This window comes from Roseovarius conchicola, from assembly GCF_041403425.1.
GTDB classification, from domain to species: domain Bacteria; phylum Pseudomonadota; class Alphaproteobacteria; order Rhodobacterales; family Rhodobacteraceae; genus Roseovarius; species Roseovarius conchicola.
Genome location: NZ_JBGEHK010000010.1, coordinates 36,222 through 58,159, shown reverse-complemented (window position 1 = coordinate 58,159; position 21,938 = coordinate 36,222). Strand labels below are relative to the sequence as shown.

Here is a 21,938-nt window from a genome sequence, read left to right as displayed (position 1 = left end):
AAGGAGCGCGCGATGCCCGAGTCCCTTCCTCTCAGCGAAGGTCGCCTGACCCATGCCCAGACCCGACAGTACCACGAGGATGGCTTTCTGTTTCCCATTCAGGCGATGAGCGCAGAGGCGGCAAACGCCCTGCGCACCGAACTGGAAGAGATGGAGGACACATGGCTGGACAATGGCCTGCCCCTGCCGCTGAACAGCTACAAGCGGGTCAATGCTCATTGCGTGATGCCGCTGGCCCATCGGATTGCCATGACGCCAGCTATCCTGGACGCGGTCGAGGGTGTTCTGGGCCCCGACATCCTGATCTATTCCGTTGAATTCTTTATAAAAGAACCCCACACCAAACATGTGGTGACGATGCATCAGGACCTGACCTATTGGGGCTTTGGCGCGGTCGATCACCTGCTGACGGCGTGGTTGGCCCTGTCGCCTGCCACGACCGCCTCGGGCTGTATGGATTTCGTGCGGGGTACCCATAAAAACGAAATCCTGCCGCATCAGGACAGCGATGACGCCAACAACCTGCTCAGCCGGGGGCAAGAGGTTCAGGTGGATGTGGCCGACGAGGATAAGGTGGCGATTGAATTGCAACCGGGGCAGATGTCGTTGCACCACGGGCTGACAGTACACGGATCAGGGCCCAACAGCTCGGATGACCGGCGGATCGGGGCGGTGATCCGCTATTGTGCCCCGCAAATTGCCCAGCAAGTGGCGGACAAGGACTATGCGATGTTGGCACGGGGGGCTGACCGCGTCGGGAATTTCATTCACATCAGCCCGCCCCGTGCGCCGTTCGCCCCCGAAAGTCTGGCCATCTACGATGAAATCCGCGCGATGCAGGCACAGGCCACGATGAAAGATGCCGACACCAGGAAACAGTCGATCTATGGATAAAAGGTTGGACATGACACAATCGCCGCCTCCTGCCCGCAAGCCCCGGCAGATCTGGAACTATACGCCTGACCTGCCCCTGCGGCTGGCGCCTTACTGGGACTGGCCCATGCGCCCCGTGGCCTCGCTGCTGTACCTGCTGCGCAGTTGGAATCCCGTGGCCCAAAGGTTCTTGTTTCTGCTTGCGGCCTTCGCCGTGTGGGCATGGTTCACACCTGACCTGGCGCGGGCTGAAACGCTGGCATTCGACTGGATTTTTGAGATCTGGCTGCGCAACCTCGTCATCCTGCTTGTGGTGGCAGGCGGGCTTCACCTTGTGCTCTGGAAGGTGCGCATCCAGGCCGATGACTATCGATACGACATGCGCCCGATGATGAAGGGTGCCAAGGTGTTCACCTTCAAGAACCAGGTCTGGGACAACATGTTCTGGACATTGGGCCCTGCACTGGCCTTTGTCACCTTCTGGGAGGCCCTGATGTGGCACGCCTATGCCAATGGCTGGGTCACGATGATCACCTTTGCGGACAATCCGATATGGTTTCTTGGCCTGATCGTACTGATCCCTATCTGGGCGGGGTTTCATTTCTACTGGCTGCACCGGCTGCTGCATGTCGGATGGCTCTACAAACGGGTGCATGCCTGGCATCACCGCAATATCAACACCGGGCCGTGGTCGGGCCTGGCGATGCACCCTGTCGAAAGTTTCTTCCTGCTCTTTGACACGATGATCTTCCTCCTGATCCCGGCGCATCCGGTGCATGTGTTGTTCCTGATATTCCATCACCTGATCGGCGCGCCGACCTCACATGCGGGGTTCGAGCATCTCAAACTCGGGAAGGCCGGAAGATTCGGGCTGGGGGATTTCTTTCACCAGCTGCACCACAAGTTCTTCGATTGCAATTACGGCACCTGGGAGACCCCTTGGGACAAGTGGTTCAACACCTTCCACGATGGCACGACCGAGGGCGACGACCTGGTCAAAGAACGCCGTCGCAAGATCTGGGCAGGAGAGTAAGCCAATGAAAAACATCTATTCTTTCGGGCGCAAACCAGCCCGGCGGAACTACACCGTCAAGGATCTGCAAGACCTCAAAGGGTCCGGCAAGCGGCTGACAATGTGCAACCCCGCGAATGAAGCGGAAATCCGTGCCTGCGTCGATGCCGGAATTGACACGCTGACGGTTTGGGATCGCGACATGGAGCTGGCGCGGGAACTGGCCCCGACCCACTTTACCGGAACCGCGATGGGCTGGGGGCAGTTGATCAGTCATGACGATATTCTGCGCCATGCCATGGGATTGATGGAGGCAGGGGCGGATATGTATTTCACCAACCGATCCCTGCCCGTGGTGGAAATGCTGGCCCGCGAAGGTATCCCGGTTCAGGTGCATATGGGCCTGATCCCCACCTACAGCCATTGGTGTGGAGGTCTTCGGGCGTGGGGGCGCACGGCGGACGAGGCGATGAAACTGCATCAGACCTTCAAGGATTATGAAAACGCCGGAGCTTTTGCCTGCGAAATCGAATGCGTGGCGGAAGAAACATTGACCCTGCTGAACGACCGCACATCGATCGTGACAATCTCGCTGGGGTCGGGCAATGCGGGCGATATCATTTTCCTATTCATGGCCGATATCTGCGGCGAGGCGGATGATCCGCCCAAACACGCCCATGCCTTTCGGGATCTGGGGCGCCTGCACCGTCAGATCTATGCCGAACGGGTCGAGGCGCTGAAGGACTTCCAGGCCGAGGTCTCCGCGCGGTCCTTCCCCTATCCTGAACAAGCGGTTCAGATGCGCAACGGCGAGCAGGAAAAACTGCTCGAGGCGCTGGACAAGCTCTGACCGTCACATCCCGGCAGGATCAACCGGAGACAGGTCAAATCCCAGTTGATCCTCGATCGTGTGCGCCACATCCAGGCAGGCCAGATCGTCCATCATCGCCCCGACCACCTGCACGCCCAGCGGCACGGGGCGGCAATTCAACGTCCGCACACAAGCCGAGGGCAGACCCAGAAGGTTGATGATATACGAGGATTTCAGCGCCTTGGTAATGTCGGGCATGGTTTCGGGGCGGATAAAATCCTGATCCGGCTCGAACGGTTCTTCGGCACAGACCGGCATGATCAACGCGTCAATGCTTTCGAACATGCCCGCCCAGGCCCGCTGACAGGTCAGGCGCATGTTATGCTGACGGATGAAACCTTCCAGATCGGGAATGCCGAACACCTCATATTCGGTTTCGATCAGTCGGATCAGCCCGTCACTGCCATATTCGCGCATACTGGGCTCCATCACGGCGTGCATTTCAGCATTGAGGATCTGGCCATAAGCCTGCACCGCCTCGTCGACCATCGGTGGCGTCACCTCGACCACCTCAAGCCCGGCGGCTTGGGCCGCCAGCGCTGCGGCCTGCACCGCCTCGGCCACGCGAGGGGCCACACCGTCACCTGCAGGATCCGTGCAAATCCCGACCCGCCCCAGACGGGGTTTGCCCGCATCGGCGGCGCCACGCCATAGCGGATCAAGCGCAGAACGACGGCTCAGCGGGCCATAAGCCAGCCGCACATCCGACACCGTGCGCGCTATCATGCCCTGAACCGACATGTGCTGTAGCGACATAGGCCGCTCTTCTGCCGCCGAGGGCGAGAAGGCGGGGACGCGGCCCAGCGACGGGCGCAAGGTGGCCAAACCCGTACAATTGGCCGGGTAGCGCAGCGACCCGCCCAGATCGTTACCATGCCCCATCACGCCCATGCCCGATGCCACAGCCGCCGAAGCCCCGCCGCTGGACCCCCCGGGTGTAACGCCCGTGTCCCAGGGGTTCAGTGTCAGGCCATAGATTGGATTGGACGTGAAAAACCGCATCGAGAATTCGGGCGTTGACGTCCGGCCAATGATCACGGCACCAGCGCTTTTGATGTTTTGCACCACGGGGGCGTCTTCAACGCAGGGCGCTTTGTTCAGTGCAGGCACGCCGTTGGAATTCGGATACCCGGCCATATCGACGTTGATCTTGACCGTCACCGGCAGCCCCCAGAGCGGAGGCAATTCATCGGGGCGATTGGCATCCATCGCGCGGGCCTGCGCCATCGCCTGATCGCCAAAAGGCTCCACGACAGCGCGCAAATGCGGCTCGCAGTACTCTACCCGCTCCAGATGCGCCTCAGTCACGTCCGCCACGCTGACCTGTTTGGTGGCAATGGCACTGGCGGTCTCGGTCGCACTCCAACGGATGATCTCGTTCATATATGCTGTCCTTGTCCTACCCGTTGGCTACTGAGCAAATTCCGGGCGCTCGCCGATATCGCCCACCCACCATGACGTCTTGAGACCCATGTAAATCTCGATCGGGTCACCCTTGCCGAAACTCTCCAGATCCGCCCCCTTGCGCAACAGGCTTGCGCCCTCGCGCCCCTTGCTGTCGCGCCAGATCAGGCGATACCGAGGTCGATTGTTTATGCGAACCGCGGTCCGCCGCACCTCTTTCACCTTGGCCGTCTCACGCGTGCCGAACCGACGGGCACGTACCGCCGAGACGGACCAGCCACCGACCTTCCACAGCCCAACCAGCCAGATCAGACCAAGAACCAGCGCCATGATCTGGAACACCCTTGATCCTCGGCGGTTGCTGCCCGGTGTCGCCTCGATCTTCTGCGGGTTGCTGGCCAGATAGAGCAACTCAAACGGTTGCCCCACTTCGGCGCGACGATAGGCCGAGGTGCCGACCGACTCGGTCACGGTCACCTCTTCCCTGCGCTCGGTGACAAAATCGAAGGTCAGCCAATAGGTGGTGGTGCGGTCCCCGTCTGAATCCCGGCTTTCGGTGGTGTATTTCTCGGTCACCATGGCGCTGGCCATGCGGCCTTCGCGCTCGAACTGTTTGGCGGTTTGCAGGGCCAGGTGGCTGATCAAGGTAAAGAGCAGCAGGATCGCCCCGCTGATCAGCACGATCCAGCCGCCCATTTTCAGGAACAGCCGCCAGATTGGCACCGGGTATCGCGGGATCTCAAGGCTCATGAGATCAGACTGAGACGATTCACATCCTCGTGCAAGCGAAAGGGCATAACCGCTTCCCCTTGGCCGCCACATTGGGTAGACGAGGCCCGATACGCAAGATGAAGCACGGGATGCACGACCATGGCGATGGAAAAGACCTTTGATGCCGCCGAAGCGGAACGCCGGATTTACGAGGCGTGGGAGGCTGACGGGGCCTTTGCCGCGGGTGCCAATGCCTCGCGCGATGAAACCTTCAGCATCATGATCCCGCCGCCCAATGTGACGGGCAGCTTGCATATGGGCCACGCGTTCAACAACACGTTGCAGGATATCCTGATCCGCTGGCACCGGATGCGCGGCTTTGACACGCTCTGGCAGCCGGGCACCGACCATGCAGGCATCGCCACGCAGATGGTGACCGAACGCGACATGGCGGAAAATCAGGAACCCTCGCGCACCGAAATGGGCCGCGAGGCGTTTGAAAAACGCGTCTGGGAACAAAAGATCAAATCGCGCGGCACCATCATTGGTCAGTTGAAACGCCTCGGCGCCAGCTGCGATTGGTCCCGCGAGGCGTTCACCATGTCCGGTGCACCCTCGGCCCCAGAAGGTGAAGAGGGCAATTTCCACGATGCCGTCATCAAGGTCTTTGTGGATATGTACAACAAGGGCCTGATCTATCGCGGCAAGCGGCTGGTCAACTGGGACCCGCATTTTGAAACCGCCATTTCCGATCTTGAGGTCGAGAATCTCGAAGTGGCGGGCCATATGTGGCATTTCAAATACCCGCTGGCTGGCGGGGCCACCTATACCTATGTCGAAAAAGACGAGGACGGGAACGTCACGCTTGAGGAAGAGCGGGATTACATTTCCATCGCCACCACGCGGCCCGAAACCATGCTGGGCGACGGGGCGGTCGCGGTTCATCCGTCAGATGAGCGATATGCCCCCATTGTCGGCAAGCTGTGCGAAATCCCGGTTGGCCCGAAAGAGCATCGCCGCCTGATCCCGATCATCACTGATGAGTATCCTGATCCCAATTTCGGTTCGGGCGCCGTGAAGATCACCGGCGCGCATGACTTCAACGACTACGAGGTGGCCAAGCGCGGTGGCATCCCAATGTACCGTCTGATGGATACCAAAGGCGCGATGCGTGCCGATGGCGCGCCTTACGCCGAGATGGCCGAAACCGCCATGGCCGTCGCCAAGGGCGAACGCCAGCTGAGCGTGGCCGAGGCCGATACGGTGAACCTTGTCCCCGACGATCTGCGCGGGCTGGATCGGTTCGAGGCGCGCGAGAAGGTGGTGGACCAGATTACCTCCGAAGGCCTCGCCGTGATGGTCGCCACCCAACACGAGGACAAGAGTAGGCCGGGGTTCACCCCGGCACCCGAGGACGGTGCCGAGCCGGGGTCAACCCCGGCCTACCTCCCTTATGTTGAAAACAAACCCATCATGCAGCCCTTCGGCGACCGCTCGAAAGTGGTGATCGAGCCGATGTTGACCGATCAGTGGTTCGTCGATACCGCCAAGATCGTGGGCCCGGCGATTGATGCCGTGAAGAACGGCGAGGTGCGGATCATGCCCGAAGCCGACCGCAAGGTCTATTTCCACTGGCTGGAGAATATCGAGCCCTGGTGCATCTCGCGCCAGCTGTGGTGGGGGCATCAGATCCCGGTTTGGACTGCACGGGTTCCAGATTTGAACGGAACCGTTGGAACCCATAGTGTCGGCGTTACCGGAGGTGTTGAGCTTTCAAGAGCAATGGACTTCATGCGCGAAAACGCTCCCAAGGATGACCCCGAGGCTGGCTATCGCACACGGGGCGGCCTTTTGGTCAAAGATTTCTGCGCTGCGTCTATTGAAGAAGCGAAAGCTCAGATTTCTAAGGTCTGGATGGAGCGGGCTGGATACACTCCTGCATGTTTCTTTGATACAGAGGGTGACCCGGGTTCTTGGGAAATAAACTTCCCTGAAGCCCCGAGCGGCGCTTGTCCTATGTGGCAAGACCCCGACGTCCTCGACACCTGGTTCTCTTCCGGCCTCTGGCCGATCGGCACACTGGGCTGGCCTGAAGAAACCGATGAGCTCAAGAAATACTTCCCCACCTCCACCCTGATCACCGGGTTTGATATCATCTTCTTCTGGGTCGCCCGGATGATGATGATGCAATATGCGGTGGTGGGCGAAAAGCCGTTCTCGGACGTCTATGTCCACGCGCTGGTGCGCGATGAGAAGGGCAAGAAGATGTCCAAATCGCTGGGCAATGTTCTGGACCCGCTGGAGCTGATCGACGAATACGGCGCCGATGCGGTGCGGTTCACCCTGACGGCCATGGCGGCGATGGGGCGCGACCTCAAGCTGTCACCGCAACGCATTGCCGGCTATCGCAATTTCGGCACCAAGCTGTGGAATGCCGCGCGCTTCGCCGAGATGAACGGGGCCGTGGGCAGCGATGGGCAAATTCCGGATGCCAAGGCCACCGTCAACCGCTGGATCATCGGCGAGACCGCCAAGGTGCGCGAGGCGGTGGATGGCGCGCTTGAGCAATACCGCTTCAACGATGCGGCCAATGCGCTTTATGCCTTTGTCTGGGGCAAGGTGTGTGACTGGTATGTGGAGCTGTCCAAGCCCCTGCTGCTGGACGGCGACGAGGCCATGAAGGCAGAAACCCAAGCCACCATGGCCTGGGTGATTGACCAATGCGTGATCCTGCTGCACCCGATCATGCCGTTCATCACCGAAGAACTCTGGGGCACGCTGGGCAAGCGCGATAAGGCACTGATCCATGCGGATTGGCCGACCTATACCAGTGATTTGGTCGATGCCGAGGCAGATCGCGAGATGAACTGGGTGATTGACCTGATCGACTCGATCCGCTCGGCCCGCGCGCAGGTGCATGTGCCGGTTGGGCTGTATGTGCCGCTGTTGGTGACCGGATGGGACGACAACGCCAAGGCCGCATGGGCCAACAATGAAGTCATGATCAAGCGGCTGGCCCGTGTGGCGGACCTTTCCGAGGCCGAGGCCTTTCCGAAAGGTTGCATCACCATCGCTGCTGAGGGGGCCAGCTTTGGCCTGCCATTGGCGGATGTGATCGACGTGGCCGAAGAAAAGGCACGACTAGAGAAGACGCTTGGCAAGCTGGAGAAAGAACTTGGTGGATTGCGCGGACGCCTGAACAATCCGAAATTCGTGGCCAGCGCGCCGGAAGAGGTGGTGGCCGAGGCCCGCGAGAACCTTGCCCTGCGCGAAGAGGAAGAGGCGACGTTGAAGGCGGCTTTGGCGCGTCTGGCAGAGCTCGGGTAAGTGTGGCGGGGTGAAACCCCGCCCTACGGCCTATTCAGGACGGGTATTCAAGTCAGTCGGTCGGATTATGCGCGCCGCTCATCGTGCCGAACCAGTCGATATCGCGCACCGTGATCGTGCCGGTCAGGATGATCGTCGCGATGATCGCCCATAGGACAAATGCCACCCCGGTGGTGATCCACGCCTTCTTTTTCAGGTGATGTTGTTCAGGTGAGCCATGATGCGTGCCCGGCACGGTCGTTCCGGCCTCGCCCTGGGTCTTTATGCGAATGGGCAAGGCCACGAGGAAGGTCATGAACCACAGCACAAGGTAGAGAACAAGACCCGAGACCGGCCCCATCAGACCTGCTCCAGCTCAACAAGGCATCCGTTGAAATCCTTGGGATGCAGGAACAGCACGGGTTTGCCATGCGCCCCTATCTTGGGCTCTCCCGATCCCAGCACGCGGGCACCGGTTTCCTTCAGGTGGTCACGGGCGGCGATGATATCATCGACCTCGTAACAGACATGATGAATGCCCCCCGACGGGTTCTTTTCCAGAAAGCCATTGATCGGGCTGTCATCGCCCAGCGGATAAAGCAGTTCGATCTTGGTGTTGGGCAGTTCTATGAAAATCACCGTCACGCCGTGATCCGGTTCATCCTGGGGTGCGCCGACATTGGCGCCCAGCGCGGAGCGGTATTGATCCGCGGCCGCCTCAAGGTCGGGCACGGCGATGGCAACGTGATTCAGGCGTCCGATCATGACGGGTCTCCTTTGCGTTTGTCAGGACACGTTATGGGGCGGCACGACCCGCCTGACAAGCGACAGGGCGCCGCAATCCGCGCATTAACCAGTCATTAGGTATGAAAGCGTAGCGTTCCCTCTGACGAACCCGCCACAGGAGACATATCATGGACAATCTGGACCCTTTCGCGCCACACCAGACACCCACCGCCAAGAGGCCCCTTTTGGGCATGATCGTGCTGGTGGTGGAAGACAGCCGATTTGCCAGCGAGGCGCTGCGCCTGATGTGCCTGCGCAGCGGTGCGCGGATCAGGCGGGCGGATTGCCTGCGTTCGGCACGGCGGCATTTGCAGGTCTATCGTCCATCGGTGGTGATCATTGACCTGGGCCTGCCCGACGGTTCGGGGCTTGAACTGATCGAAGAGCTGAACCGCGCCGCCCCGCGTGTGGGTGTCATTCTGGCAATCAGTGGTGATGAACACGCCCATAACCCGGCCATCGCTGCCGGGGCCGATGGCTTTCTGGCGAAACCTCTGGACGGTCTGGGCGTGTTTCAACAGGCCATCGTCGGTGCCCTGCCGCCCGAACTGCAGTCAAATCAGCTCTGCGCTGTCAGTGATGAGGTGGTCGTGCCTGACCCGGTGGCCTATCGCGATGACATGAGCCACGTGGCCAATCTTCTGGATGATCATCAGGATGGGTCGACACTGGATTATGTCGCGCAGTTTCTGGCCAGCGTCGCCAAGTCGGCCGATGACGGACCACTGGGCCGGGCTGCCGAGGATCTGGCGAGGGCATGCGAAGACAGCGGCGTGTCCCGCGCCAAGGTGGCGCGACTGGCTGGCATGGTGCAGGAACGCCTGGGCGAAAGAATCGCGATCTGAATTCAGGCGCTTTGATCCGGGTCGCCCGCGCGACGCACAAGGCCAGTCAGATCGCTCAGCCGCTCGCGTTGCCGGCCCTTTTCGTCAAAGTTCGAGGGTGACAACCAAAACTCATAAGCCTCACGCAGAGCAGGCCACTCGCCATCAATCGCGGCGAACCAGGCGGTATCACGATTGCGCCCCTTCACCACAGTTGCCTGCCGGAAGATGCCTTCAAAGGTCAGGCCCAGACGCTGAGCCGCCCGGCGCGAGGGCGCGTTCAGGGCATCACATTTCCACTCGTAGCGACGATACCCGGATTCAAAGGCCCATTTCATCAACAGATACATTGCCTCGGTGGCCGCGCGGGTGCGCTGAAGCTGGGGGGCCATCGCGATGTAACCAACCTCGATGGAGCCGCTGTTCGGTTTGATCCGCATATGCGAAGCAAACCCGCCGAATTCCCCGCGCTCCAGATCACGGATGGCATAAAACACGGTATCGTCCTGCGCCGCCAAATCGCGCAGCTGTCGGTGAAACTGTGCCGACGAGGAAAACGGCCCGCTGGGCATGTAATCCCAAACCCAGTCATGACCGTCAAACGCCTTGTAAAGCAGGGCCGCATGGGCATCGGCGTCGAGCTTCTCCAGCCCGACATACCTGCCCGTCATCGGCGCACCATCGGGCGCGGGTGGCGGCGTCCAATTGTCAACGCTGGGGCCGAGGGGCCGTGACTTATCCATGCGGATATCTTTCTTTCACCTGTTCCCTTGTCTTGCAGGCAAGCCTGCCGCCCCCGAAAAGTAAAGCGTTTTCAGGCTCCAACAAGGACCGAGGTTCCGATTACTCCTGCGGAATAACACGCAGCCCCAGTTCCATCAGCTGATCGCTGGTGGGATCGGAGGGGGCATTCATCATCAGATCTTCGGCGCGTTGGTTCATCGGGAACATGATCACCTCGCGGATGTTGGCCGTGTCGGCCAGAAGCATCACGATCCGGTCGATCCCAGCGGCGCATCCACCGTGGGGCGGTGCGCCATATTGGAACGCGTTGACCATGCCACCAAAGCGCGCATGCACCTCGGCCTCGTCATAACCCGCAAGACCAAAGGCCTTGATCATGATCTCAAGCTTGTGGTTCCGGATCGCGCCCGAGACCAATTCATAGCCATTACAGCTGAGGTCATACTGATAGCCCAGCACATCCAGCGGATTACCATCCAGCGCCTCAAGCCCGCCTTGCGGCATCGAGAACGGGTTATGCGAGAAATCGACCTTGCCGGTCTCCTCATCCGCCTCGTAGAGCGGAAAATCAACGATCCAGGCAAAGGCAAAGCGATCCTGTTCTGTCAGGCCCAGCTCTCCTCCAATGACGTCACGGGCCTTTCCGGCCACTTTCTCAAACGCTGCCGGCTTGCCGCCCAGGAAGAACGCCGCATCGCCCACCTCAAGACCCAGCTGCTGGCGGATCGCCTCGGTTCGTTCGGGGCCGATATTCTTGGCCAGGGGCCCTGCGGCCTCTTCGCCCAGGGTAATCTCGCCCGCCTTGATCTTGGCGTTGACCTCTTTGACCGAAATCCCCTGCTCCTGGGCAATCGAATCCGCCGATTGTTTGCGCCAGAAGATATAACCCATCCCCGGCAGGCCCTCTTTCTGGGCAAAGGCGTTCATCCGATCACAGAATTTGCGGCTGCCACCCGTGGGCGCAGGGATCGCCCGCACCTCGGTGCCGTCCTGCTCCAGCAGCTTGGCAAAGATCGCAAAACCAGACCCGCGGAAATGCTCGGACACATCCTGCATCTTGATCGGGTTGCGCAGGTCGGGCTTGTCGGTGCCATACCAGAGCGCGGCATCGCGGAACGAGATTTGCGGCCACTCTTCATCGACCTTGCGACCAGCGCCGAATTCCTCGAACACGCCCTTGATCACCGGTTGGATGGTGTCGAACACATCCTGCTGCTCGACAAAGCTCATCTCAAGGTCAAGCTGGTAGAAATCGGTGGGCGAGCGGTCGGCACGCGGGTCTTCGTCGCGGAAACACGGCGCGATCTGGAAATACTTGTCGTAGCCCGACATCATGATCAACTGTTTGAACTGCTGCGGGGCTTGCGGCAGCGCATAGAATTTGCCCGGATGCTGGCGCGAGGGCACAAGAAAGTCGCGCGCGCCTTCGGGCGACGATGCGGTGATGATCGGCGTTTGATATTCACGGAACCCGATATCCCACATCCGGCGGCGCATCGAGGCCACCACGTCCGAGCGCAGGGTCATGTTGCGCTGCATCGCCTCGCGACGCAGGTCGAGATAGCGATAGCGCAGGCGGGTTTCTTCCGGGTATTCCTGATCGCCGAACACGATCAGCGGCAGATCGCCATTCACACCGCCCAAAATCTCCATATCGCGGATATAGACCTCAACCTCGCCGGTGGGCAGCTTGGGGTTGATCAGGCTTTCGTCGCGCGCCTTCACAGTGCCATCGATACGAATGCAGAACTCGCTGCGCAACTTTTCGACATCTGCAAATACCGGGCTGTCGGAATCGCACAATACCTGCGTGATGCCATAATGATCGCGCAAATCGATAAACAAAACGCCGCCATGATCCCGAATCCGATGCACCCAACCTGACAGGCGGACGGTTTCGCCAACATTGGCTTTGGTGAGGTCGACGCAAGAATGGCTGCGATATGGGTGCATAATATCCTCTCGGCCCAGTCCCGGGCGCTGGTATTGGTTCGCGCCGATACACCGTGCAGCGACGATAAAGTCAAGGGCACGAACCGGCCAATCCGCGCCCAATACGGCAAAACCGTTTACAGACGCCGGATTTTGAGCAAAACTACGTCCCGTTCGGGCAAAACACCCGGGATCACCGGGAAAATTGGCAGGTTTCGCATCACCAGAAAAACGCGCCGGGTGGGCGCAATTCAGGGGGGTGAAAACATGTGGACCATGGCTTTGGACAAGTTGCTGCGGCACTTGATCCGCACCGGTGAGATGACCGTGCAATACCCGGATGGACAGACGCGGCGATACGGTGAGGCTGATAACGGTGCAAAGGTCAGCATCGCGCTGAATGATCCATCTTTGCCACGCAAGATCGCGCTTTCCCCGGATATGGCGGTGGGTGAGGCTTATATGGACGGCCGCCTCACCATCAAGGACGACGATCTTTACGGGTTCCTGGGCCTGGCGATTTCCAACATCGCCGCGCAGGGACAACCATGGTTTCGCCGCCCGCTCGAAGCCGGCCGGCACTTGCTGCGTCATCTGCAACAGTTCAACCCGGTGCATCGCGCGAGGGCCAATGTGGCGCATCACTATGATCTGTCGGGCGAACTCTACGACCTGTTCCTGGACGAAGACCGCCAATACTCCTGCGCCTATTTCCGCGATCCGGACATGTCTTTGGAACAGGCGCAAGCGGCCAAGAAACACCATATCGCGCGCAAACTGCGGATCGAGCCGGGGATGCGCGTTCTGGATATCGGCTGTGGGTGGGGGGGCATGGGTCTGACCCTCGCACGCGATTACGGCGCCGAGGTGATGGGCGTGACCCTGTCACGCGAGCAACACGCGATGGCCAATGCCCGGGCTGATGCAGCCGGATTGGCCAACAAGGCGCAGTTCCGGCTGATGGATTACCGTGATGTCACAGGGCAGTTTGATCGCATCGTTTCGGTCGGGATGTTCGAGCATGTGGGCGTGCCTCATTACCGCGAGTATTTCGATGCCGTTCGCACCCTGCTGCCCGAAAGCGGTATCGCGTTGATCCACACGATCGGGCGCGCAAGGCCCCCCGGCAGCACCAGCCCGTGGATCACCAAATACATCTTTCCCGGCGGGTATTGCCCGTCCTTGTCCGAGGCCAGCGCGGCGGTGGAACGCGCCGATCTGATCGCCACCGATATCGAGATATGGCGCCTGCATTACGCCGAAACCCTGCGTCATTGGCATGATCGCTTCATGGCCAATATCGATCAGGCCCGCGCGCTTTACGATGAGCGGTTCTGCCGGATGTGGCGTTATTATCTGGTCGCCAGTGAGCTGACATTCCGGTTGAACAGGCAGGTGGTGTTCCAGATGCAGCTGACCCGTGCGCAGGATGCGGTGCCGTTGACGCGGGATTACCTCTATACATCTGACGATGAGGCCGCGCGCCACGCCGCGCAGTGATCAGCGCGTTGGCTGCACAAATCGGGCCTTCCAAAGCGCCTCTTCGTATTCGCTGGTTGCGGTGCTGTCGTAAACCACGCCGCCGCCCACGTTCAGGCGCGCGCGCCCATCCTCCTCCAGCATCAAGGTGCGGATCGCCACGTTGAACTCGGACCGCCCGTCCGGCGCAGCCCAGCCGATGGTGCCGCAATAAATGTCGCGCGCCGCCCCCTCCAGATCGGCCAGCAGCTCCATCGCGCGCATCTTGGGCGCGCCGGTGATGGATCCACAGGGGAACAACGCGCGGAACACATCACTCAGCTGCGTGCCCTGCTGCATCTGCCCGGTAATCAGCGAGGTCATCTGATGCACGGTCTTGTAGGTCTCGATTGAAAACAGTTCGGGCACCCGCACGCTGCCGGGGACAGAAATGCGCGACAGGTCATTGCGCAGCAAATCCACGATCATCAGGTTTTCGGCGCGGTTCTTCTCATCGGTTTGCAAGAAAAACCGTCGGCGCGCATCCTCGGTCGGATCCTCCGAGCGGGGCTGCGTGCCCTTCATTGGCCGGGTCTGGATCACGCCGCGTGTGTCGGTGCGGAAAAACAACTCGGGCGATCGGGACAGAATATCAGGCAGCCCATCCTGTTCAACCAGCGCCCCAAAGCGCACGGTCTGCAGATTGCTGAGCGCGCGATACAGGGCCTGCGCCGGACCGCTGGTCTCAAAATCAATCGGAAAAGTCAGGTTGGCCTGATAAAAATCGCCCGCACAGATATGGTCATGTACGGTTTGAAAGGCCTCGCTATAGCGCGCCTCGTCCCAATGCGGCTTGATCTCGCCCAAGACAGCGGACCCTTCCGGGATCACGGGCGCAATCGAGGGCCAGTCATAGACCCCGAACTGCAACAGTGGCAGGCGGCGGGTCTCGGGCATCAGCGGCGCCAGTTTGGGCTCTAACGCGAATCCCAATTCGTAGCTTGCGTAGCCCGCCAGCCATTGCCCCTCGCTGCGCACTCGGTCCATAGCGGCCAATGCCTCGGGCACCTCTTCCGGTTCATGGGCCGTGATCACCTGACGCGCCCGCGCAAAACTGCAGGCGGTGCCATCCGGGCCATGATCAAAGCGAATCTGCACGCGTGCGTCCTTTTTGTGCTCAACGATCGGTATCTAGCGCCCGGGCCCCGAAATGGCACCCCAAAAAGCGGCACATGCGCTCAGTTTCGCGATCCCCCTTGCGCCGCCGCTGCACATGGATATAACGCCAACAATTTGCGCGTACCCGGGGGATGTCATGCCAAAAAGAACCGATATCAAATCCATCATGATTATCGGCGCAGGCCCCATCGTGATCGGGCAGGCCTGCGAATTCGACTACTCGGGCGCTCAGGCGTGCAAGGCGCTGCGCGAAGAGGGGTACCGGGTGATCCTGGTCAATTCCAACCCAGCCACCATCATGACCGACCCCGAACTGGCCGATGCCACCTATATCGAGCCGATCACCCCCGACGTTGTCGCCACCATCATCGAAAAAGAACGCCCCGACGCGTTGCTGCCCACGATGGGCGGGCAAACTGGCCTCAACACCGCGCTGGCCGTGGCCGATATGGGCGTGCTGGAAAAATTCGGGGTGGAACTGATCGGGGCCAACCGTGAAGCCATCGAGATGGCCGAGGATCGCAAGCTGTTCCGTGAAGCAATGGATCGGCTTGGCATCGAAAACCCCCGCGCCACCATCGCCAACACGATGGAAGAATGCATGGCTGCCCTTGATGATATCGGCCTGCCCGCCATCATCCGCCCCGCCTTTACGTTGGGCGGCACCGGCGGTGGCGTGGCCTATAACCGCGATGATTACGAATTCTTCTGCAAATCCGGCCTCGATGCCAGCCCCGTCAACCAGATCCTGATTGATGAGTCGCTGCTGGGCTGGAAAGAATACGAGATGGAAGTGGTGCGCGACACCGCCGACAACGCCATCATCGTCTGTTCCATCGAAAACGTGGACCCGATGGGCGTGCATACCGGCGACAGCATCACCGTCGCCCCTGCCCTGACCCTAACCGACAAGGAATATCAGATCATGCGCAACGGCAGTATCGCCGTGCTGCGCGAGATCGGCGTGGAAACCGGCGGGTCCAACGTGCAATGGGCGATCAACCCCGATGATGGCCGCATGGTCGTGATCGAGATGAACCCGCGTGTGTCGCGCTCCTCGGCTCTCGCGTCCAAGGCCACGGGCTTCCCGATTGCCAAGATCGCCGCCAAGCTGGCTGTGGGCTATACGCTGGACGAGTTGGATAATGACATCACCAAGGTGACACCCGCCAGCTTCGAGCCAACAATCGACTATGTCGTCACCAAAATCCCGAAATTCGCGTTCGAGAAATTCCCCGGCTCCGAAGCCTACCTGACCACCGCGATGAAATCCGTGGGCGAGGCTATGGCGATTGGCCGCACGATCCATGAAAGCCTGCAAAAGGCTCTGGCATCGATGGAATCCGGCCTGACCGGCTTTGACGAGGTCGAGATTGAAGGCGCCCCCGAGAAATCCGCCGTCATCAAGGCAATCAGTCAGCAGACACCCGACCGGATGCGCACCATTGCCCAGGCCATGCGCGAAGGTCTGAGCGATGACGAAATCTTTGGCGTTACCAAGTTCGACCCGTGGTTCCTTGCCCGCATCCGCGAGATTGTCGAGGCCGAAGCGCGCGTGCGGGAAAATGGCCTGCCCGAGGACGAGGCCGGCCTGCGCGCCCTCAAAATGCTGGGCTTCACCGATGCGCGCCTCGCCAAACTGACCGGGTTTTCCGAGGCAGAAGTCCGCCGGGCACGCCATGCCCATGGGGTGACGGCCGTGTTCAAACGCATCGACACCTGTGCCGCCGAGTTCGAAGCGCAGACGCCCTACATGTATTCCACCTACGAGGCCCCGATGATGGGTGACGTGGAATGCGAGGCACGGCCCTCGGACAGTAAGAAGGTCGTGATCCTCGGCGGCGGTCCCAACCGGATCGGTCAGGGCATCGAGTTTGACTACTGCTGTTGTCATGCCTGCTTTGCCCTGACAGATGCGGGCTATGAGACGATCATGGTCAACTGCAACCCCGAGACGGTCAGCACCGATTACGACACGTCCGACCGGCTGTATTTTGAACCGCTCACCTTTGAACATGTGATGGAAATCCTGCGCGTTGAGCAGGAAAACGGCACGCTGCACGGCGTCATTGTCCAGTTCGGGGGGCAGACCCCTCTGAAGCTGGCCAACGCGCTTGAGGCCGAGGGTATACCGATCCTCGGGACCACACCGGATGCGATTGACCTGGCCGAAGACCGCGAGCGGTTCCAGGCGCTGGTCAATCAGCTGGGATTGAAGCAACCGCGCAATGGCATCGCCAGTTCCGACGCGCAGGCCTTGGCCATTGCCGAGGAAATCGGTTTCCCGCTGGTCATCCGCCCGTCTTACGTGCTGGGCGGACGTGCGATGGAAATCGTGCGCGACATGGCCCAGTTGGAACGCTACATCGCCGAGGCGGTTGTGGTGTCTGGCGACAGCCCGGTTCTGCTGGATGGCTATCTGGCCGGTGCGATTGAATGCGATGTGGATGCACTCAGCGACGGCAAAGATGTTCACGTGGCTGGTATCCTGCAACATATCGAAGAGGCCGGCGTGCATTCCGGTGACAGTGCCTGTTCCTTACCTCCCTATTCACTGAGCCCGGGGATCATTGCCGAGATCGAAAAACAGACCCGGGCGCTGGCCCTTGCCCTGAATGTGCGTGGGCTGATGAACATTCAGTTCGCGGTGCAGGGCGACGATATTTACCTGATCGAGGTGAACCCCCGCGCCAGCCGCACCGTGCCGTTTGTGGCCAAGGCAACGGATAGCGCGATTGCCTCGATCGCCGCGCGGTTGATGGCCGGCGAAAACCTGACGGATTTCCCGCATCGCGGCGAATATCCGACAGATGCCAAGCCCGGCACCCTGCCGATGGCCGATCAGATGACACTGGCCGATCCGGCGATGCCGTGGTTCTCGGTCAAAGAGGCGGTGATGCCCTTTGCCCGCTTCCCGGGGGTGGACACCATCCTTGGGCCTGAGATGCGCTCGACAGGCGAAGTGATGGGCTGGGACGTGTCGTTCCCCCGCGCCTTCCTCAAGGCGCAGATGGGTGCAGGCACCGAATTGCCAGATGGCGGCACAGTGTTCTTCTCGATCAAGGATGCGGACAAAACCCCGCAACTGGTGGAATGCGCACAGACGCTGGTTGATATGGGCTTTTCGATTGTGGCCACTGGCGGCACAGCGGCATTCCTTGAAGGCCACGGGATCGCCTGCGAGATCGTCAAGAAAGTCTATGAAGGGCGGCCCAACGTGGTCGACATGCTGAAAGACGATCAGATTTCACTGGTGATGAACACGACCGAGGGCGCTGCCGCGGTCGAAGACAGCCGCGAAATCCGCTCGGTTGCGCTCTATGATCGCATTCCCTATTTCACCACCGGAGCAGGTGCACATGCCGCCGCAATGGCGATCAAGGCCCGTCAGGAGGGTCCGGTCAAGGTCATGCCGCTTCAAGGGGCCAGTTGATCGGAAAAAGGTCCCGCCGCAAAGCACTGAAAGTGCTATATATTTTATAGTTATCCACGCTATGCGTTGCCGCGTTACCACCTATGCAAAATGAACATAGGATTTTTTGATCTCCGCCATTGCATTGCCATATTTTTTGACTATTTGTCGGACATGGATGTTGAGACATCTCATGAACGCAACAGCTGAAACCGGAGGCCATCATGACACGTGACGAACTGAACCGCGAATTGCGTATGCATAGTGCCACCTGGCAGGCTGTAGCCGCCGTTTATGGCGCCATCGTTGGTACGCTTGTTCTGTCTGCAATGGCGATTGTGTCCTAAGACAGAACCCAGGGATCAGAACGGTCTCTTCCACACATAGCATTGAACAGCGCCGCGACGGATTTCCGCACGGCGCTTTCGCGTACCGGGCCATTGCGCCCTGATCCCCACCCTCTTGAGCAGGAGGCATTCATGACCCGCGATGAAATGATCCGTGAAATGCGTATGCACAGCGCAACCTGGAAATCGGTTGTGATTTTCTACGCGATTCTTGTTGGCATCCTGGTCGGGTCGGCGATGGCCATCCTCTGACGCCATTTAAACAGCGCACCCATAGAAAACGGGCGGCCCTTGGGAAAAGGCCGCCCGTTTTTACATCATATCAAACTGCTATCTAGTCGCCAATTTTAGCGGATGCCGCATCGCCTACATTGTCCACGCCGCGCTCTTCCAGCAGTGTGGTCAACCAGTTCGGGTCCATCTCGGGGACCGAGCTGAGCAGCAGATCGGTATAGGGGTGGTGCGGAGGCGTGAACATATCGTCCTTCGGCCCCTGCTCAACCACTTTACCTTGCTGCATGACAACAACCTCATCCGCGATCGAGCGTACCGTCGCCAAATCGTGAGTGATGAACATATAGGCCAGGTTGAACTCGTTCTGCAGACGATCCAGCAGTCGAAGGATACCTTCAGCCACCAGTTGGTCCAGCGCCGATGTTACCTCATCACAGATGATAAAGGTCGGCTCGGCCGCAAGCGCCCGTGCAATCCCGATCCGCTGTTTTTGACCACCGGACAGTTCGGACGGATAGCGGTTGTAGTACTGCGATGGCTCAAGCTCGATCAGATCAAGCAATTCATCCACCCGCGCCTTGAGCGCTGCACCGGTCAGGCCAGAGTAGAACTGCGCCGGGCGTCCGATGATTTCCGAGATTTTCACCTTTGGGTTCAGCGACGTGTCTGCAGACTGATAAATCATCTGGCATTGACGCAACTGGTCTTTGGTCCGTTGATGATAATCCGTCGGGAACGGCTCGCCCCGGAACAAAACTTCACCTTTGGACGGTGGCAACAGCCCCGTGATCACGCGCGCACATGTGGATTTGCCAGACCCGGATTCCCCCACAACAGCCACGGTCATCCCTTCGTACATGTCAAACGACACATCGTTGAGGATTTTGGGGCCGGAACTATAGGATGCATCCACGTTCTTCAGCGAAATCAGTGGCGGTGACCCGTCTGTGGGACGGTGCCGCTGTGGGCTGGTAAAGCTGCGCACTGCCCAGAGAGATTTGGTGTAATCCTCTTTCGGGTTCTTCAGCATCTCCTCGGTCGAGGCTTCTTCGACCTCTTCGCCTTTCAGCAACACTTTGATCGTGTCAGCCATCTGCGCCACAACCGCAAGGTCATGGGTGATGTAGAGGGCTGCTGTGTTGAACTGATCCACGATATCGCGGATCGCGGCCAGCACCTCGATCTGGGTGGTCACGTCCAAAGCTGTGGTCGGCTCATCAAAGATGATGAGATCCGGCCGACAGGACATGGCCATTGCCGTCATGGCGCGCTGCAACTGACCGCCCGACACCTGGTGCGGATACCGGAACCCGATTTCCTGTGGGTGCGGCAGACGCAGACGCTCGTAGAGGTCCATTGCGTCTTCCTGCGCTTCCATCCGCTTTTGCAGACGGTATTGCAGCGGGGCTTCGGTGTGCTGATCAATGATCTTGTGCGCCGGGTTGAACGAGGCTGCCGCCGACTGGGCCACGTAAGCGATCCGTGAACCGCGCAGGGCGCGTTTCTCGGCTTCGGTGGCCGTGGTCAGCTCCATCCCGTCAAACTCGATGGAAGATCCTTCCGAGATCCGTGTGCCATCCCTGGCATAGCCCATGGCACCAGCACCGATGGTCGATTTACCGGCGCCGGATTCCCCGATCAGGCCCATCACCTCACCGCGGTGGAGGGTCAGGTCGACACCTTTGATAATGTCGACCCATGTTTCGTCCGAGTAACCTTCGATTCTCAGATTTTTGATATCGAGCAGGACTTCTTTTTTCTTAGGGCTCATAACTTATTGCTCCTTCAGACCGGAGGACCGGAACAACATCCAGTCAACCACGAAGTTAACCGCCACCGTTAACAGCGCGATGGCTGCCGCCGGAATAAGCGGTGTGATGTCGCCGAACGAAATCAGCGTTGCGTTTTCCCGCACCATGGACCCCCAGTCCGCCGTGGGCGGTTGGATACCAAGGCCAAGGAACGACAGGCCCGCGACCAGCAGGAACACAAAGCAGAACTCCAGACCAAACTCGGCAATCAGGGGTGCCATACAGTTGGGCAGGATTTCCTTGCGGATCAGGTAGAACGTCCCTTCCCCGCGCAGCTTGGCCGCTTCGATATAGTCCATGACCACCACGTTGCCGGCCACAGCGCGTGTCAGGCGGAACACCCGAGGCGCATAGATGATGGCAACCGCGATGATGATCACCGGGGTTGTGGGGCCAAAGATCGACAGCATCAGCAGGGCGAAGATCAGCGACGGGATCGACATGATCACATCGGCAAACCGGCCCATGAACTGATCAAACCAACCGCCCTTGGTGGCCGCCAGAAGGCCAGCACCCGCGCCCAGAATGAACGCCGCGATGGTCGCTGTCAGAGCCAGCCCAACCGAGTTGCGCGTGCCATAGACCAGACGGCTGAACATATCGCGGCCCAGCTGATCGGCCCCCAGCAGCATGTTTTCGTCTGCCGGTGCAAAGGCAGATGAAACGATCTCAGCCTCTCCGAAGGGCGCGATGACCGGCGCAAAGATTGCCGCCACGGCGTAGGTGAATATCACGAACATCCCGAAGGCGGCGGTCAGCGGCGCTGTGCGCAGCTCTTTCGCCACCTCTGGCGAAGCTAGGGCGATCAGGAACTCGCGGAAGGCGTAAGACACCATTGCCGCCAGCGCCAGAACCCCGGCCGCAACCGCGATCATCCGCAGGGCACCTGGCCCCCCGACAATACCGACCACGAAAGAGACCAGCGTCAGCGAAAAGGCCAACATGAAGATAGACCGCTTGTTGAAGTAAGCTGCCAGGCAGGATGCGCCCAGAAGCAACGTGTAGTATGTGATTACGAATACACTCATATCTCT

At 59.9% G+C, this 21,938-nt stretch carries 17 protein-coding genes; 8 read left to right on the top strand and 9 right to left on the bottom strand.

Annotation, left to right across the window (positions count from 1 at the left end):
* Positions 1–12: 12 nt before the first annotated feature.
* From V6N02_RS20010 to V6N02_RS20000, 3 genes are read left to right on the top strand one after another with little or no spacing between them, the layout of a single operon-like run.
* A complete protein-coding gene (locus tag V6N02_RS20010) occupies positions 13–894 on the top strand; it encodes a phytanoyl-CoA dioxygenase family protein (RefSeq protein WP_371228689.1) in 882 nt (293 codons plus the stop codon).
* A gap of 10 nt (positions 895–904) precedes the next feature.
* A complete protein-coding gene (locus V6N02_RS20005; RefSeq protein ID WP_371228687.1) occupies positions 905–1,906 on the top strand; it encodes a sterol desaturase family protein in 1,002 nt (333 codons plus the stop codon).
* A 4-nt stretch (positions 1,907–1,910) separates the two neighbouring features.
* Complete coding sequence (locus V6N02_RS20000; RefSeq protein ID WP_371228684.1) at positions 1,911–2,735, top strand: 3-methyl-2-oxobutanoate hydroxymethyltransferase; 825 nt, start codon at positions 1,911–1,913, stop codon at positions 2,733–2,735.
* Between the two features lie 3 nt (positions 2,736–2,738).
* On the opposite strand, the gene V6N02_RS19995 is transcribed toward V6N02_RS20000, so the two are convergent.
* Together V6N02_RS19995 and V6N02_RS19990 are read right to left on the bottom strand one after the other, a co-directional pair.
* A complete protein-coding gene (locus V6N02_RS19995; protein WP_371228681.1) occupies positions 2,739–4,139 on the bottom strand; it encodes an amidase in 1,401 nt (466 codons plus the stop codon).
* A gap of 27 nt (positions 4,140–4,166) precedes the next feature.
* Entirely contained in the window at positions 4,167–4,910 is a 744-nt protein-coding gene (locus tag V6N02_RS19990) for a DUF3592 domain-containing protein (protein WP_371228678.1), read from the bottom strand.
* Between the two features lie 120 nt (positions 4,911–5,030).
* Here V6N02_RS19990 and V6N02_RS19985 point away from each other — a divergent pair, with 120 nt between their 5' ends.
* The gene (locus tag V6N02_RS19985; RefSeq protein ID WP_371228676.1) at positions 5,031–8,198 is read left to right on the top strand and encodes a valine--tRNA ligase; all 3,168 of its coding nucleotides are present in this window, start codon (positions 5,031–5,033) and stop codon (positions 8,196–8,198) included.
* A 52-nt stretch (positions 8,199–8,250) separates the two neighbouring features.
* On the opposite strand, the gene V6N02_RS19980 is transcribed toward V6N02_RS19985, so the two are convergent.
* Both V6N02_RS19980 and mce read right to left on the bottom strand, forming a co-directional pair.
* Entirely contained in the window at positions 8,251–8,538 is a 288-nt protein-coding gene (locus tag V6N02_RS19980) for a DUF1467 family protein (protein ID WP_371228672.1), read from the bottom strand.
* Entirely contained in the window at positions 8,538–8,942 is a 405-nt protein-coding gene (gene mce, locus V6N02_RS19975; RefSeq protein ID WP_371228670.1) for a methylmalonyl-CoA epimerase, read from the bottom strand. The genes V6N02_RS19980 and mce overlap by 1 nt, the downstream gene beginning before the upstream one ends.
* Before the next feature lie 149 nt (positions 8,943–9,091).
* Between mce and V6N02_RS19970 the strand changes: the two genes are divergently transcribed.
* Complete coding sequence (locus tag V6N02_RS19970) at positions 9,092–9,808, top strand: response regulator (RefSeq protein ID WP_371228668.1); 717 nt, start codon at positions 9,092–9,094, stop codon at positions 9,806–9,808.
* Between the two features lie 2 nt (positions 9,809–9,810).
* Here the strand turns inward: V6N02_RS19970 and V6N02_RS19965 are convergent, their stop codons facing one another.
* Together V6N02_RS19965 and aspS are read right to left on the bottom strand one after the other, a co-directional pair.
* Entirely contained in the window at positions 9,811–10,530 is a 720-nt protein-coding gene (locus V6N02_RS19965; RefSeq protein WP_371228665.1) for a GNAT family N-acetyltransferase, read from the bottom strand.
* Between the two features lie 100 nt (positions 10,531–10,630).
* Entirely contained in the window at positions 10,631–12,484 is a 1,854-nt protein-coding gene (gene aspS / locus V6N02_RS19960; protein ID WP_371228662.1) for an aspartate--tRNA ligase, read from the bottom strand.
* 246 nt (positions 12,485–12,730) lie between these two features.
* On the opposite strand from aspS, the gene V6N02_RS19955 reads away from it, so the two are divergent.
* On the top strand, positions 12,731–13,963 hold the full coding sequence (locus V6N02_RS19955; RefSeq protein WP_371228878.1) for a class I SAM-dependent methyltransferase: 1,233 nt from the start codon (positions 12,731–12,733) through the stop codon (positions 13,961–13,963).
* Here the strand turns inward: V6N02_RS19955 and V6N02_RS19950 are convergent, their stop codons facing one another.
* Entirely contained in the window at positions 13,964–15,079 is a 1,116-nt protein-coding gene (locus V6N02_RS19950; protein WP_371228659.1) for an aminodeoxychorismate synthase component I, read from the bottom strand. It lies immediately after the preceding gene.
* 157 nt (positions 15,080–15,236) lie between these two features.
* Here V6N02_RS19950 and carB point away from each other — a divergent pair, with 157 nt between their 5' ends.
* Both carB and V6N02_RS19940 read left to right on the top strand, forming a co-directional pair.
* The gene (carB, locus tag V6N02_RS19945) at positions 15,237–18,533 is read left to right on the top strand and encodes a carbamoyl-phosphate synthase large subunit (RefSeq protein WP_371228657.1); all 3,297 of its coding nucleotides are present in this window, start codon (positions 15,237–15,239) and stop codon (positions 18,531–18,533) included.
* A gap of 203 nt (positions 18,534–18,736) precedes the next feature.
* Positions 18,737–18,859, top strand: coding sequence for a hypothetical protein (locus V6N02_RS19940; protein WP_371228655.1), 123 nt, complete (start codon positions 18,737–18,739; stop codon positions 18,857–18,859).
* Between the two features lie 334 nt (positions 18,860–19,193).
* On the opposite strand, the gene V6N02_RS19935 is transcribed toward V6N02_RS19940, so the two are convergent.
* Positions 19,194–20,864: an ABC transporter ATP-binding protein gene (locus tag V6N02_RS19935; protein WP_371228652.1), complete on the bottom strand. Its 1,671-nt coding sequence runs from the start codon at positions 20,862–20,864 to the stop codon at positions 19,194–19,196.
* A gap of 3 nt (positions 20,865–20,867) precedes the next feature.
* Complete coding sequence (locus tag V6N02_RS19930) at positions 20,868–21,932, bottom strand: ABC transporter permease (RefSeq protein ID WP_371228650.1); 1,065 nt, start codon at positions 21,930–21,932, stop codon at positions 20,868–20,870.
* Between the last annotated feature and the right edge of the window lie 6 nt (positions 21,933–21,938).

Excerpts from the sequence above, each read along its gene's own strand:
- mce (WP_371228670.1), bottom strand. The coding sequence starts at position 8,942 with ATGATCGGACGCCTGAATCACGTTGCCATCGCCGTGCCCGACCTTGAG.
- carB (WP_371228657.1), top strand. The coding sequence starts at position 15,237 with ATGCCAAAAAGAACCGATATCAAATCCATCATGATTATCGGCGCAGGC.
- V6N02_RS20000 (WP_371228684.1), top strand. The coding sequence starts at position 1,911 with ATGAAAAACATCTATTCTTTCGGGCGCAAACCAGCCCGGCGGAACTAC.
- V6N02_RS20005 (WP_371228687.1), top strand. The coding sequence starts at position 905 with ATGACACAATCGCCGCCTCCTGCCCGCAAGCCCCGGCAGATCTGGAAC.
- V6N02_RS19985 (WP_371228676.1), top strand. The coding sequence starts at position 5,031 with ATGGCGATGGAAAAGACCTTTGATGCCGCCGAAGCGGAACGCCGGATT.
- V6N02_RS19955 (WP_371228878.1), top strand. The coding sequence starts at position 12,731 with ATGTGGACCATGGCTTTGGACAAGTTGCTGCGGCACTTGATCCGCACC.
- aspS (WP_371228662.1), bottom strand. The coding sequence starts at position 12,484 with ATGCACCCATATCGCAGCCATTCTTGCGTCGACCTCACCAAAGCCAAT.
- V6N02_RS19970 (WP_371228668.1), top strand. The coding sequence starts at position 9,092 with ATGGACAATCTGGACCCTTTCGCGCCACACCAGACACCCACCGCCAAG.
- V6N02_RS19990 (WP_371228678.1), bottom strand. The coding sequence starts at position 4,910 with ATGAGCCTTGAGATCCCGCGATACCCGGTGCCAATCTGGCGGCTGTTC.
- V6N02_RS20010 (WP_371228689.1), top strand. The coding sequence starts at position 13 with ATGCCCGAGTCCCTTCCTCTCAGCGAAGGTCGCCTGACCCATGCCCAG.
- V6N02_RS19935 (WP_371228652.1), bottom strand. The coding sequence starts at position 20,864 with ATGAGCCCTAAGAAAAAAGAAGTCCTGCTCGATATCAAAAATCTGAGA.
- V6N02_RS19995 (WP_371228681.1), bottom strand. The coding sequence starts at position 4,139 with ATGAACGAGATCATCCGTTGGAGTGCGACCGAGACCGCCAGTGCCATT.
- V6N02_RS19940 (WP_371228655.1), top strand. The coding sequence starts at position 18,737 with ATGACACGTGACGAACTGAACCGCGAATTGCGTATGCATAGTGCCACC.
- V6N02_RS19930 (WP_371228650.1), bottom strand. The coding sequence starts at position 21,932 with ATGAGTGTATTCGTAATCACATACTACACGTTGCTTCTGGGCGCATCC.
- V6N02_RS19965 (WP_371228665.1), bottom strand. The coding sequence starts at position 10,530 with ATGGATAAGTCACGGCCCCTCGGCCCCAGCGTTGACAATTGGACGCCG.
- V6N02_RS19980 (WP_371228672.1), bottom strand. The coding sequence starts at position 8,538 with ATGGGGCCGGTCTCGGGTCTTGTTCTCTACCTTGTGCTGTGGTTCATG.